This window comes from Bacillus sp. MHSD_36 (assembly GCF_030757775.1).
Classification (GTDB): Bacteria; Bacillota; Bacilli; order Bacillales; family Bacillaceae_G; genus Bacillus_A.
In genome coordinates, this window is sequence record NZ_JAVBIS010000002.1 from 369,550 (window position 1) to 383,467 (window position 13,918).

Here is a 13,918-nt window from a genome sequence, read left to right on the forward strand (position 1 = left end):
ACACAATTGTTTTTACAATCATTATACAATTACAACAAAAAGAGGAACAACATATGTTATTCCCCTTTCCCTTTTTGTTTTAGGACATCATGCGCCTCTGTAACTACTTGCTCAACAGAAACCGGAGAATGATTTTCGCCATTCTCACGTTCACCATGCCATTTCAGATGAATTAAAAATTCAATGTTACCATCCCCGCCCGTAATCGGTGAGAATGTTAAACCTGCTACGTCGTATCCTTCTTTTATAGCAAAGTCGACAATCATTTCTACAACAGCCTCATGTACTTTTCGATCACGAACGATACCTTTTTTACCAACTTGCTCTCTTCCAGCTTCAAACTGCGGTTTAATTAACGCTGCTACATCCCCGTTCGGCATAAGCATTGTTTTTAAAACTGGCAATATAAGCTTTAATGATATAAATGAAACATCGATACTAGCAAATTGCGGTAAACCACGTTCTAAGTCTGCTGGCGTTACGTAACGGAAGTTTGTTCGTTCCATTACGACAACACGCTCATCTTGACGCAATTTCCATGCAAGTTGATTGTATCCTACATCTAATGCATATGATAATTTCACACCATTTTGAAGTGCACAATCTGTAAAGCCACCAGTTGATGAACCAATATCTATCATAACTTTATCTTGTAAATCAAGATGAAATGTCTCTAATGCCTTTTCAAGTTTATAACCACCACGGCTTACATACGGCATAACTTGTCCCTTCACCGTAATCTCTGTATCTTGTGGGATTTTCTCTCCTGGCTTATCCAGCCTCATCTCATTCGCATATACAAGTCCGGCCATAATGGCGCGTTTTGCTTTCTCACGTGTTTCTATAAGTCCTCGCTCTACTAATAGTACATCTACTCTTTCTTTTTTTGCACTCATTTGTTACGCCCTTTTTTGTTTTGATGGAATCATTGTATGAATACGGTCTACAACAGCATCTGTCGTTAAACCAATTTCTTCTAATAATTTTGTTACACTACCGTGTTCTATGAAACGGTCTGGAATACCCATTCGTTCAATTAACGCACTATGGTACCCGTTCTCAGACGCAAATTCAACTACTCCCGTTCCAAAACCACCGATTAAACAAGCTTCTTCAATCGTTAAAATCGGTATATTTTTTCCTAAGAGGTCATGTAAATATGCTTCATCCATTGGTTTAATAAAGCGAGCGTTCACTACTTTCACTGAAACTCCAGCCTTTTCAAGACGCTCAGCCGCTTCCATTGCCATTGGTATTGTCGTACCAAATGTTAAAATAGCAGCTTGTGTACCTTCTTTTAACGTTTCCCATGAACCGATTGGAATCGTCTTTAATTCTTCATCCATATGAACACCAAGTCCATTACCACGCGCATAACGTAATGCGATAGGTCCATCTTCATATTGCATCGCCGTATATACTAAATGCTGCCCTTCATTTTCGTCTTTCGGCATCATAAGTACCATATTCGGCAAGTGGCGTAAGAATGAGATATCAAATACACCTTGATGCGTCTCACCATCTGCTCCTACTAAACCAGAGCGATCAATTCCGATGAAAACATTTAAATTTTGGCGGCATATATCATGAACAACTTGGTCATATGCTCTTTGTAAGAATGTTGAATAAATTGCTAAGAATGGCTTCATACCTTGCGTTGCCATACCTGCTGCCATTGTTGTAGCATGTTGTTCTGCAATACCTACATCAATCATACGATCTGGGAATTCTTTTTGGAATTTCTCAAGTTTCGATCCGACAGGCATCGCAGGTGTAATTGCAACGATACGCTCATCCGTTCTCGCTAATTTAAGTACCGTTTCACTAACAACCGCACTCCATGCTGGTGCAACTTCTTTCGGTTTAACGAAGTCACCCGATTCAATTTTATAAGGTCCTGTTCCATGCCAAGTGCCAATAACATCACTCTCAGCTGGTTTGTAACCTTTTCCTTTTTTCGTAATAACATGAACAAGTACTGGACCTTTTGTTTTCTTTGCATATTGCAACGTTTCGAATAACTTCTCATAATCATGTCCATCGACTGGACCTAAATACGTAAAGCCTAACTCCTCGAAAAAGACACCGGATACTAGTAAATATTTAAGACTATCTTTTATTTTCTCTGCTGTCGCAGCAACTTTCCCACCAACTGCTGGGATTTTCTTCAATATATACTCTAATTCATCTTTTACCCACTGATATTTTCCTGCGGTACGTAGACGTCCAAGTACATTATGAAGTGCACCAACGTTTGGTGCAATCGACATTTCATTATCATTCAAAATAACAATCATGTCTGTTTTTTCATGTCCAATATGGTTTAATGCCTCTAAAGCCATTCCGCCTGTTAAAGCACCATCACCAATGATTGGTATAACATATTCTTTCGTTTTCTTTAAATCACGTGCTAGAGCCATTCCCATCGCAGCAGATAATGATGTCGAGCTATGGCCAGTCTCCCATACATCGTGCTCACTCTCGCAACGTTTTGGGAAACCACATAGACCTTGATATTGCCTTAATGTACCGAATTCTTTTGCACGTCCAGTTAAAATTTTATGTACATAGGATTGATGTCCTACGTCCCATAAAAATTTATCTTTTGGGCTATCAAATAATTTATGCAGAGCAATTGTGAGTTCTACTACACCTAAATTAGGTGCAATATGTCCACCTGTTTGAGAGAGCTCTTCAATTAAAAACTTACGAATATCCTCACTCAATCCCTCTAGTTCACTGATAGACATATCTTTCAAAAAACTAGGGTTTTGAATTTGCGTTAGATCCACATGGATCACTCACTTTCATTTCATAATCTGTCAACATGTCAAATATAATAAAAAACATTTACACAAAACAAGAAATTCTCTTTTTTTATTTTTCAGCTTGTCCTGCTATTAACCAGTCTATTGCGCCCTAATCCTATTATAAACCATATTTCGTTAGGCGATGAAAAAAATAGCCGCTAACACAAAGTGATAACGGCAATGTAATCTACATATATTTTTGCCAATAACAAGAAAAGAAAAACCTTTTCCTACATTTATATCATAAAATGATGAATGACTCAACAAATGAAAACGCTGTTATATTAGTTATTACGTTTTGCAATCAAATCGCAAATAGATAGTAAATATTCATCTTGTAATTGCAAGGAACCAATAGCATCTTTTGCTTTTGCAATCGTCTCTTCTAAAATATCCTTTGCTCTATCTACAGTAAATAACGTCGTATAGGTGCTCTTTTCGTTGGAAACATCACTACCAATCGGTTTTCCAATCTCTTCTTCGGTTCCTTCCACATCTAAAATATCATCTCGAATTTGGAAAGCTAGACCAATATATTTTGCAAACGCAAGCAACTTTTCTTCCTGTTCTTCTGTGGCATCAGAAAGTATAGATCCGGCAAGTACAGCGAATTCAAGTAGTTTTCCAGTCTTATGCTTATGAATATACTCCAACTCATCAATCGTAAGTTGTTTCCCTTCCGCTTCCATATCTGCCACTTGTCCGCCAACCATTCCTTCTGGTCCTGCTGCTTTTGCAAGCTCAAGTACAAGCCTTACTTTTTTCTCAGCAGAGATTTCCTTTTGCTCATATGCCATAATAACTTGAAAAGCATATGTCAACAAACCATCACCCGCTAAAACCGCCATCGCTTCACCAAATACTTTATGATTTGTGGGCTTTCCTCTTCTTAAATCATCATCATCCATACAAGGTAAATCATCATGAACTAACGAGTATGTATGTATCATTTCAAGAGCACAAGCTGCACCTACTCCAAGATTTCTTTCTTTACCAAACGCTTGTAATGTTGCAAATAAAAGTAACGGGCGGAGACGCTTTCCACCCGCTTCCAAAGAATATGCCATCGCTTCACGAAGTACATTTGGACATTGTAATTCATTTGCATAGCTTACAAGCTTCTCTTCTACGAAAGTTTTACTTTCTTTCAAAAAAGTATCAAAAGCAATTGTCACTATGCTTCATCTCCTAAAGCAGTAAACGGTTCAAGCTCTCCATCTTCCCCAAGAATAACTGCCATTTGTTCTTGTACGTTCTTCAACTTCTCGTCACAAAGCTTAGATAATTCCATACCCTCTTTAAAATAAGAGATTGCTTCTTCTAAAGGTACGTCACCTTGCTCTAGCTTAGAAACGAGATGCTCAAGTTGCGAAATTGCCTCTTCAAAGCTTAATTTATTTTCCATTATTCAATTCACGCTCCTCTATTCCTGATACGCTACAATCTAGTATTCCATCTTGTAATTGAACTGAAACAGCATCTCCAAGGCCGACATCTTTCACACTTTTTAACACTTGCTTCTCTTCATCATATACAAGCCCGTACCCTCTCATCATTACTTTAAGCGGGCTTAACGCTTCCAGTTTTTGAGCAGCTCTTACAAAGGCGAATTCTTTCGTTTGAAGTAACGTTTGCATTTCACGTTGCAATTGCTTTTGCAACGTTTCAACTGCTACCTTCGTTTGCATAATTTTTTGAGATGGGTGGTGCTTCTCTAAATAAAATGAAAGTTGTTTTAACTGATTTACCTTTTTATCAATATAACGCTCTTTCGCTAAAGTAAGCTGTTCTAACGCTCTATCCAACTGCTCTTCTTTTTGCTCATATACTTGTCTTGGATAACGGAACGCATAAGATTTTTGCAATACTTGTAGTTTTTCTTCTTTTTTATGTACTAACTCTCTCATTGCCCTTTGCAATCTTAGAGTTCTTTGTAATACCTTTTCTTGTAACTCAATAATATTAGGCGCTGCCAGCTCGGCCGCTGCAGTTGGTGTTGGTGCTCTTAAATCGGCAACAAAATCCGCAATTGTAAAGTCCGTTTCATGGCCTACTGCTGAAATAATAGGGATTTCACTCTTGAAAATGGCCCTTGCAACCATTTCTTCATTAAACGCCCATAATTCCTCAATCGAGCCTCCACCACGCCCAACGATTAGAACATCTATCTCTTCCATTTCATTAGCTGTACGAATTGCTTGTACAATCGAGGGAGCTGCTGACTCCCCCTGTACAAGTACTGGAAACACAATAACATTTCCAATTGGATAACGACGTTTAATCGTTGTTATAATATCACGAATCGCTGCCCCTGTTGGTGACGTAATCACACCTATTGTTTTTGCATAAGGAGGGATTGTTTTTTTATAAACTCGGGAAAACAATCCTTCTTCCTCTAGACGAACCTTTAATTGTTCGTAAGCTAAATGTAGGTTTCCGATTCCGTCAGGCTGCATGTCTTGGATATAAATTTGATAAGAACCACTCGCCTCGTAAACAGAGATTTTCCCTTTCACAAGCACCTTCATCCCATTTTCAGGTCTGAATTTAATATTACGATTATGACCCGCAAACATAACCGCTGCGATTCTTGCGTTTTCATCTTTCAATGTAAAATACATATGGCCACGGCTATGATTTTTAAAGTTGGAAATTTCACCTTTTAACCAAACAGACTGTAAATGCGGATCATATTCTATTTTTGTTTTTATATAGCGTGTTAACGCTGTAACGGTTAAATATTGTTTCTCCATTTCTCTCTCCTCATAGCCGACTCAAATTATTTACAAACGACACCTGCACGTTTAGCCGATTCAACAGTATTATGAAGAAGCATTGTGATCGTCATTGGACCAACACCCTTTGGCACAGGTGTGATGTAACCCGCAACATCTAATACGTTGTCAAAGTCAACATCACCACAAAGTTTACCTGTTTCTAAACGGTTTACACCAACGTCAATTACAACCGCTCCTTCTTTCATATAGTCAGCTGTTATCATCTTAGGTCGTCCAACAGCTACGATTAAAATATCAGCTAGCTTCGTTAACTCTTTCATATTTTTCGTCTTAGAATGACAATATGTGACAGTTGCATTTTCGTTTAAGAACAATTGTCCTACTGGTTTGCCGACAATGTTACTTCTTCCAATTACTACAACATGTTTTCCCGAGATATCAAGATTTGTTTCTTTTACTAATTCTACAATACCGTGCGGTGTACATGGAAGGAATGTATCTTGTCCCGTCATCATACGTCCCACGCTGATTGGGTGGAATCCATCTACATCTTTTTCTGGTGAAATTCTTTCAATGATAGCTTTTTCCTCAATATGTTTTGGTAAAGGTAATTGCACTAATATGCCATTTATACGGTCATCGCCATTTAAGCGATCGATTTCAGCAAGCAAACGCTCCTCCGTAATTGTTTCAGGAAGTTCAATTAACTCTGAATAGATTCCTACTTGTTCACAGCCCTTTTCTTTCCCTTTTACATAAGAACGAGATGCTGGATCTTCTCCAACTAAAATAACTGCTAATCCTGGTACAATCCCTTGCTCTTTCAACTTCACAACTTCTTCTGTTAATTGTGCTCGTTTTTTCTCCGCAACTTCATTTCCTTTGATGATTACTGCTACCATTTTAAGATTCCCCCTTAAAGAAATTACAGTGTATCTTTTATATTAGATAAAACGCCGTTAATAAAACGACGAGATTCCTCATCCCCAAATGTTTTAGCAATTTCAATTGCTTCGTTAATTGTTACGTTGTGTGGAATTTCTTCCATGTATTTCATTTCATACACAGCTAAACGTAAAATACTGCGATCAACAATACTAATACGCTCAAGCTTCCATTTTTTTAAGTTTTGACGAATCGCTTCGTCAATTACTTCTTTATTTTCTACAAAACCTACTACAAGTGATTCTAAAAACTCATTTGTTTCTTCACCTTCATCTAGCGTGTTTTCCACCGCTACTTTCGGTTCTAATTCACCTGTAATATCCATTTGATATAATGCTTGCATAGCTCTTTCTCTAGCCGTCCTACGTTTCATTGTAACTCTCCTTTATGCTTCAAGTCTTTCCTTATGCTTTGTTATATTATTATAATTTATAAGCCGTCAATTCACTTACTCTTACAGTTTTCATTGATTTTCCAACCTTATAATACAATGATAATAACACAATTTATCGTTTCACACACGGGTTACAAGGCTGAAAAATAATAAAAAGATTAACTTCAGGTTCCATATCTTATCACAATGTACGTTTTTTGGAAAAACGAAACATTTTCTTTTTAATTTCTTTTTTTTTGAAATAGTATAATAATTAGAGGGTTTTAATTTGTGAAGAAATGAAACGATAAAAAAGATGCCTATGTTACTAGGCATCTTCTTCATTCTTACACTGGTTCGATTTCTGTTTTTTGTGTTTCGAATGTTACGCCAACGATGTGAACATTCACTTCTTTTGGCTCAAGCCCTGTCATTGTAAAGAGCGCTTGGCGAATGTTGTCTTGAATCTTTTGTGCAACAACTGGAATTGCTACGCCAAAATACATTACAACATAAAGGTCAACGATAATATCTTCGTTTGCTAATTCAACCTTTACACCTTTACCATGATTTTTCTTACCTAACTTCTCAACAACATCTGTAGCAAAATTACCACGCATTGCCGCTACGCCTTCTACCTCAGCAGCTGCAATACCTGCGATTACTTCAATTACTTCTGGTGCAATTTCTACTTTACCAAGAGTTGTATCTTGACCCATATCTAACATATGTTCAGCCATGAAAAAAACCTCCTTTAATGTATCACTGCGTCACAAGTTCATGCTCTTCCAAAAACTTCGTATTAAACTCACCTTTTACAAAATCAGGATGATCTAACAATTGCAAATGGAACGGGATTGTTGTATGTACGCCTTCAACGACAAACTCACTGAGTGCACGCTTCATTTTTGCAATTGCCTCTTCACGTGTTTTTCCGTGAACAATTAATTTAGCAACCATCGAATCATAGAAAGGTGGGATTGAATATCCCGGATATACAGCTGAATCGACGCGAATACCAAATCCGCCTGGTGGCAAGTACATTTCTACTTTACCTGGAGATGGCATAAATTTTTTGGCAGGGTTTTCCGCATTAATTCGGCATTCAATTGCCCAACCATTAAATTGTACTTCTTCTTGCTGTAACGATAACTTTTCTCCAGAAGCAACAAGAATTTGTTCTTTAATTAAGTCCATCCCTGTTACCATTTCAGTAACTGGATGCTCAACTTGAATTCTCGTATTCATCTCCATGAAATAAAAGCTTTTCGTTCTATATTCATAAATAAACTCAACCGTACCAGCACCTGTATAATCAACCGCTACCGCCGCTTTTACTGCTGCCTCACCCATTTGCTTGCGAACATTTTCATCAAGTGCAGGTGATGGGCTTTCTTCCAGTAGTTTTTGCAAACGGCGCTGAATTGTACAATCACGCTCTCCTAAATGAATGGCATTTCCGTGTGTATCTGCCATTATTTGAATCTCAACATGGCGGAAATCTTCAACGTACTTCTCTAAGTATACACCAGGGTTCCCAAAAGCGGTACTAGCTTCTTGCTGTGTAATTTGAATTCCCTTTACAAGCTCTTCCTCATGGCGCGCAACACGAATCCCTTTTCCGCCGCCACCTGCAGTCGCTTTAATAATAACTGGATATCCAATTTGATTAGCAAGTTCGATCGCTTCTTCGGTATTTTTAATAATCCCTTGTGAACCTGGTACAATCGGAACCCCTGCTTTTTTCATTGTATCACGAGCAACGTCTTTTGTGCCCATCTTTGAAATAGCTTCTGGACTTGGACCGATAAAAATCAAGTTACATTCACGACATAACTCTGCGAAATCTGCATTCTCTGCTAAGAATCCGTATCCCGGATGAATAGCATCGCAGCCTGTTAACTTCGCAACGCTAATAATATTCGTCAAATTTAAATAGCTTTCTTTCGAAATCGTTGGCCCTACACAATACGCCTCATCTGCAATTTGTACGTGAAGTGACTCTTTATCTGCTTCTGAATAAATTGCGACTGTTTCAATATCCATTTCTTTACAAGCACGAATAATTCGTACAGCAATTTCCCCACGATTGGCTATTAATACTTTTTTTATCATCACAAAGACTCCCTTATTACGCTTTTACAAGAAATAGCGGTTGTCCATACTCAACAAGCTGTCCGTTATTAACAAGAATCTCAACAATTTCGCCCTCTACATCAGCATCAATTTCGTTAAATAACTTCATAGCCTCAACAATACATACGATAGAATCTTTCGATACTCTATCGCCAACACTTACATATGCAGGTGTGTCAGGCGAAGAAGAAGAATAGAATGTACCTACCATCGGTGATGTAATTTTATGTAGGTTCTCATTTTGAACAGCTTGTTTCTCTTCTTGTTTTGGTACTTCCACTTGTGCTGCCGCTACTGTTGTTTCAACTTCAACAGGTGCTACTGGTTGTGCCACTTGTTTTGCTACAGGTGCTTGCACCGCAACAACTTCATTGCCACGCTTTTTCATTTTGATTGTCGTACCATCTTTTTTGTATTCAAATTCATCAATATTAGAGCTATCAATTAATTTAATTAATTCACGAACTTCTTGAATTTTAAACATGTAAAATCCACTCCCATACTCTTGTTTGTCCCGTTTTTACAGATTCCCGTCACTAAAACTAGATTGACTGTAAAAATACGATGTACTCTATTAGATATTTCATTTACTAATAGAAATAGTTACTATTTCCATCTTACGATAAATTTTTTAAACATTCCAATTTATATTTCTTTATAATAAATTGAAACTCCTGTAAAAATATTATTCCAATAAAAATTTATTACCTAGTAATAATACCAAGTTTCACACAAAATTGGCAAGACCACTTCCTAAAAAACATTCCTTACTTTTTCAAAATGCTACAAAACAAATATATTATTACCGCTTTACTCTTCACCTTATCTATAGTCAATAACATATTTTTACCAAATATTATTTTTTTGTTTACACGTCGTTCATCATTCCTTCATATAAGAATAGTATGTTCAAAGTGTAGAAAATATATCGTATCGAGGTGTGGACACATGATATGGCTCATTCTCTTCTTACCTGCCGTAATGGTTTGGGCATTCGTTCTTTTCATCCACGTCAAATCAGGAAAAAGTAATCATCGTTACCATGAACCGCTAATCTTTTACTCACAACGTATTTCACCGTTCCGAGTTGAACATAGTAAAAACAACTACAAAGACGAAACAAAAAAAAGCTATCGAAAATGATAGCTTTTTCTATTATTATTTTTATCCCTCTATTTGCCGGGCAAAATTCAGGGAAAGTAAAGAAGTTAGGTTGGGGCGGGCTGCCCGTAAAAGCCCGATTAATGAGGGCTGATTAAAGTTTCGCTTTATCTAACTATTTTCAAACAATTTGATGCGTAAAACTAATAATCCGCGGAGGTTTCCCCGCGGATTATTAGTTTTTATTTTGTTGGTGGATCAAATTTCACACCTACATCTTTTGATCCGCCTTCACTTCTTACAAGTTGGATAATTTTATTCGCTTCTTTTTGTGAATGTTTTGCCGCTTTTACAGTTACTTTAATATCAGTTCCATCAGCTCTTACAAGGGCATCTTTATATCCACCTTGAGATTTAATTACTGTCTCAAGTAGCTCTTGCTTCGTTTCCATTGTCGTAATTGCATCAAAATTATCTTTCGCTTTACTCTTTTCTGTCGCTGAAGATTTTGCTGAATTCATCACTTCTTGTAATCTTGCTTTTTGTTCACTTCGCTGATCTTCCATTTGCATACGTAACGCTGTGAAATTTTCATCACTTGATTGAACTGTTACATTTGCTTCTTTTTTGCTTGTTTCTTTGTTTGATGTTTCCTTGTTTGATGTTTCCTTGTTTCCACTCTCTTTTTTGTCCGTTTCTTTATTTGATGTTTCCTTGTTTGCATTCTCTTTTTTCGGCGTTTCTTTAGGTGCTTCATTTGTTACAGCTTTATCAGTACCTTGTTTTTCTTGTCCAATCTTTTCACCTGTTGTCGGCGATGCTGTATTCATCTTGTCAGGAGTTGTTACGTAATAAACAGATAGTACAACAACTAAACTTAACATCGTTAATAACCAAACCGTTTGTTTTTTTAACACTTTATTTCCTCCCTATCAATTTTTCGGTGATACTGAAACGCGATGGGCTGGTACATCTAGCAGCCGTATGACAGCTTCTTTTACCATCGCTTTAACTTGTATATTATCCACTCCTTTTGCTACGACAAGGACACCTCGTACTTTCGGTTTCTCTGTTCGTAAAACAACGGGAGTTTCTTTATCCCCTTCACGTATAATGACTGTCTTCTCATCAAGAGACTCGTCTTCTACTTCCCTTTTGCCGCCTGTTTTATCTGTTTCACCTGTTGTTTGTGAACGTTTCACTGTATTTTTTTCTAATATTTTTTCCTCTGATGAATCTAAATTCACATTAATCGTTACATCTTTTACTCCTGCTATTTCTTCTAAGGCTGCTTTTAATTCTTGTTCATACGCTTTTTCATATTTTTCTACATTTGACATATTATCATTATTTTTTTGTCCAAAAGTTGGTACGTCTTTTTCTTGATTTTGCGTTTTTTGTTCTTTAAATACAGGCACTTCTTGTTTTTTACTTGAAAATAAACTACTAGAAAACATAAGCAAAATTCCAAGTATGAGTAGGACAAGTAAAAACTTAGGTGTTACCTTTTTCCCTTTCTCATGACTCTCTTTTTCATCCCCATTCAATAAGTTTCGAAAAAATGAGAACTTCGAATTTTTATCTTTATTGTCCATTTACTCTACCTGTCCTCCCTTCCATTTGAACTTGGATTTGTTTATTCTCTAGTTGCCACCTGCTCGAAAAGAAATCTTTCATTTCTACATTCGTTTCCTCTACTTTTTTCGGCGGTTCTTTCGCATTAATTTCCACTGGTTTTACTGTTTCGATTGCATCATTTTTACTACGTTCTTTTTCTTTCAACGTCACAACAACAGATTGAATATCTTTCGCTGACTTTACTTCCGCTGTGCTTTCCGCTGCGACTATTTGTATTTCAGAGACTGACATACCATACTGTTTCTCAAACTCTTTTCCTACTTCTTTTTTCATTTTGGTAGCCATCTCTTCTAAACTATATGCACGTGTTAGAGCTTGTATTTCTTTTTTCTTCGAATCTATTGAATTTTTTACAGATCCTTCTGCTACGTACTTCTCTTCATTAAAATTTGCGATTACTTCATTTACATCTGTTTGTAATAGTTTAAATAGAGGCGTTAAAATTAAAACAACTAATAATAGACTTACAACGAATTTAACGTACTTCTGCAAATTAGAATTTGGAAGAATCAGATGAAGCATTGTCGCTAAGAGTAAAAAAACGATAATATTTCGAATCCACTCTGTAACAAATTGCATACCCTTCACCTCCTACCGCATCATAAGTGTAATGTTCCCCGCAGCAATAATAATTGTGATACTTAAAAAAAACATAAACGATACGATAGCTAAGCAAGCAAATACATAAATGATGCTCCGTCCAATGATATCTAAACATTGAATAATTGCTCCACCACCAACTGGTTGCAATACTGCTGCTGCGAACTTATAAATAAATGCGATACAAAAAATTTGAATCGCTGGAAAAGCGACAATTAAGCATAGAATGACGAGCCCAATAATTCCGACTGTGTTTTTTAATAATCCCGACGCACTAATGACAGTATCCGCTGCCTCTGTAAACATCCTTCCTACTACTGGAATAAAGTTACCTGTTACAAATTTAGCTGTTTTTACAGCGATTCCATCAGCAACAGCTGTCGCTGTTCCTTGTACAGATAATACGCCTAAAAAAATCGTTAAAAAGATACCGATAATCCCGACGCTAACGTTTTGCAAAAGCTTGGACAATTTCGTAACTTTATATTGATCGCTCATCGTACTTACAATACTTAATATCGTTGCAAGTAATAAAAGTGGTAGAACGATATAATTCATCAAAAGCCCACTCGTATTCATTAAGAAGATGATAATCGGATGAAAAAACGATACAGATACAACACCACCGCCTGTCGCTATGAGTGCAAGCAAGATAGGCAATAACGCTAATATGAAATCTACCATTGTTTGTATCGTTTCTCTTGCATATGTCATGACGACATAAAAGCTATTTAAAGCGAAAATAATCAGTACCATATATACAACTGCATCGGCAATTTTACTTACACTACTTTTTGAAAAGGAAGATTGCAGTGATTGCAACAATGCACTAAAAATTGTGAGCATAATAAGCGTTCCAAGTAGCTTCCCATTTGCAACAAGTTCGTGAAATAAATACTTTAATAAACCTAGCATCCACTCTTTTATAGAAATTTCTTTTTCTCCCTTTACAAACTCCATAAAGCTACCTTTTTGACTCTCTGGTAAGTAACCTCCATATTTTGTAACAAGCCCGTCCCAAAATTGCTTCACATCTTCAATTCCGAGCTTATCCAATTGTTGATCAACGACGTTTGTTTCTACAGGAGAAGCTTGTACAACAACCGGTAAAGAAAAGAAAAGGAAGCAAGCAAATAGCAGCTTAGCTCCAAAGCCCCTCAACATTCACTCCCCCTTATCCCGTCGGTAAAAATCCGAGAATAGTTTCAATTACTACCGTCAAAATAGGAATCGCCATAACGAGAATTAAAATCTTTCCAGCTAATTCAATTTTCGAAGCAATTGCACCTTGTCCGGCATCCTTTGTAATTTGTGCTCCAAACTCAGCAATATAAGCAATTCCAATAATTTTTAGCAAAGTTTCTACATATACGTTGCTAACTTTCGCTTCACTCGCTACTCTCTCAATCATTTGTAAAATAGCGTGAATTTGATCAATTAAAATAAGAAACATCACGCTACCTACGAACACAATAAATAGTGACGTAATACTAGATTTATGCTGATTCAATACAGCTGCTAAAAACGTAGCAACGAGGCCTAATCCGACAATTTGTATAATTTCGATTCGAACCGCC

16 protein-coding genes are annotated in these 13,918 nt (G+C 36.8%); 1 reads left to right on the top strand and 15 read right to left on the bottom strand.

The window, feature by feature from the left end; genetic code table 11:
- Positions 1–56: 56 nt before the first annotated feature.
- The 10 genes from Q9B79_RS09960 to accB all read right to left on the bottom strand — a co-directional run bounded on the left by Q9B79_RS09960 (position 57) and on the right by accB (position 9,486).
- Positions 57–896 carry a TlyA family RNA methyltransferase gene (locus Q9B79_RS09960; protein WP_306183844.1) on the bottom strand — a complete coding sequence of 280 codons (840 nt, stop codon included), beginning with the start codon at positions 894–896 and terminating at the stop codon, positions 57–59.
- A 3-nt stretch (positions 897–899) separates the two neighbouring features.
- Positions 900–2,792 carry a 1-deoxy-D-xylulose-5-phosphate synthase gene (dxs, locus tag Q9B79_RS09965; protein ID WP_098667345.1) on the bottom strand — a complete coding sequence of 631 codons (1,893 nt, stop codon included), beginning with the start codon at positions 2,790–2,792 and terminating at the stop codon, positions 900–902.
- A 302-nt stretch (positions 2,793–3,094) separates the two neighbouring features.
- Entirely contained in the window at positions 3,095–3,985 is an 891-nt protein-coding gene (gene ispA, locus Q9B79_RS09970) for a (2E,6E)-farnesyl diphosphate synthase (RefSeq protein WP_306183846.1), read from the bottom strand.
- Positions 3,985–4,215, bottom strand: coding sequence for an exodeoxyribonuclease VII small subunit (gene xseB, locus Q9B79_RS09975; protein WP_000428423.1), 231 nt, complete (start codon positions 4,213–4,215; stop codon positions 3,985–3,987). Before xseB ends, ispA begins: the two co-directional genes overlap by 1 nt.
- On the bottom strand, positions 4,205–5,563 hold the full coding sequence (gene xseA / locus Q9B79_RS09980; RefSeq protein ID WP_306183849.1) for an exodeoxyribonuclease VII large subunit: 1,359 nt from the start codon (positions 5,561–5,563) through the stop codon (positions 4,205–4,207). The genes xseB and xseA overlap by 11 nt, the downstream gene beginning before the upstream one ends.
- Before the next feature lie 26 nt (positions 5,564–5,589).
- On the bottom strand, positions 5,590–6,450 hold the full coding sequence (gene folD, locus Q9B79_RS09985; protein WP_306183852.1) for a bifunctional methylenetetrahydrofolate dehydrogenase/methenyltetrahydrofolate cyclohydrolase FolD: 861 nt from the start codon (positions 6,448–6,450) through the stop codon (positions 5,590–5,592).
- 23 nt (positions 6,451–6,473) lie between these two features.
- The gene (gene nusB, locus Q9B79_RS09990; RefSeq protein WP_098667341.1) at positions 6,474–6,866 is read right to left on the bottom strand and encodes a N utilization substance protein NusB; all 393 of its coding nucleotides are present in this window, start codon (positions 6,864–6,866) and stop codon (positions 6,474–6,476) included.
- 347 nt (positions 6,867–7,213) lie between these two features.
- Positions 7,214–7,606 carry an Asp23/Gls24 family envelope stress response protein gene (locus Q9B79_RS09995; protein WP_000807630.1) on the bottom strand — a complete coding sequence of 131 codons (393 nt, stop codon included), beginning with the start codon at positions 7,604–7,606 and terminating at the stop codon, positions 7,214–7,216.
- Between the two features lie 22 nt (positions 7,607–7,628).
- Entirely contained in the window at positions 7,629–8,981 is a 1,353-nt protein-coding gene (accC, locus tag Q9B79_RS10000; RefSeq protein ID WP_306183855.1) for an acetyl-CoA carboxylase biotin carboxylase subunit, read from the bottom strand.
- Between the two features lie 16 nt (positions 8,982–8,997).
- The gene (accB, locus tag Q9B79_RS10005; RefSeq protein WP_306183856.1) at positions 8,998–9,486 is read right to left on the bottom strand and encodes an acetyl-CoA carboxylase biotin carboxyl carrier protein; all 489 of its coding nucleotides are present in this window, start codon (positions 9,484–9,486) and stop codon (positions 8,998–9,000) included.
- A gap of 464 nt (positions 9,487–9,950) precedes the next feature.
- On the opposite strand from accB, the gene Q9B79_RS10010 reads away from it, so the two are divergent.
- Positions 9,951–10,145 (top strand): DNA recombination protein RecO, encoded by a 195-nt coding sequence (locus tag Q9B79_RS10010; protein ID WP_306183857.1) that lies wholly within the window; start codon positions 9,951–9,953, stop codon positions 10,143–10,145.
- A 200-nt stretch (positions 10,146–10,345) separates the two neighbouring features.
- Here Q9B79_RS10010 and Q9B79_RS10015 read toward each other — a convergent pair whose 3' ends face one another.
- The 5 genes from Q9B79_RS10015 to spoIIIAD are packed head-to-tail and all read right to left on the bottom strand — an operon-like array spanning position 10,346 to position 13,899.
- Positions 10,346–11,020: a SpoIIIAH-like family protein gene (locus tag Q9B79_RS10015; RefSeq protein ID WP_306183858.1), complete on the bottom strand. Its 675-nt coding sequence runs from the start codon at positions 11,018–11,020 to the stop codon at positions 10,346–10,348.
- Between the two features lie 15 nt (positions 11,021–11,035).
- Entirely contained in the window at positions 11,036–11,698 is a 663-nt protein-coding gene (gene spoIIIAG / locus Q9B79_RS10020) for a stage III sporulation protein AG (protein WP_306183859.1), read from the bottom strand.
- Complete coding sequence (gene spoIIIAF / locus Q9B79_RS10025; RefSeq protein ID WP_098667336.1) at positions 11,688–12,320, bottom strand: stage III sporulation protein AF; 633 nt, start codon at positions 12,318–12,320, stop codon at positions 11,688–11,690. The genes spoIIIAG and spoIIIAF overlap by 11 nt, the downstream gene beginning before the upstream one ends.
- A gap of 12 nt (positions 12,321–12,332) precedes the next feature.
- The gene (gene spoIIIAE, locus Q9B79_RS10030) at positions 12,333–13,505 is read right to left on the bottom strand and encodes a stage III sporulation protein AE (RefSeq protein ID WP_140970405.1); all 1,173 of its coding nucleotides are present in this window, start codon (positions 13,503–13,505) and stop codon (positions 12,333–12,335) included.
- Positions 13,506–13,515: 10 nt separating this feature from the next.
- Positions 13,516–13,899 carry a stage III sporulation protein AD gene (spoIIIAD, locus tag Q9B79_RS10035; RefSeq protein ID WP_079245909.1) on the bottom strand — a complete coding sequence of 128 codons (384 nt, stop codon included), beginning with the start codon at positions 13,897–13,899 and terminating at the stop codon, positions 13,516–13,518.
- Positions 13,900–13,918: the final 19 nt, after the last annotated feature.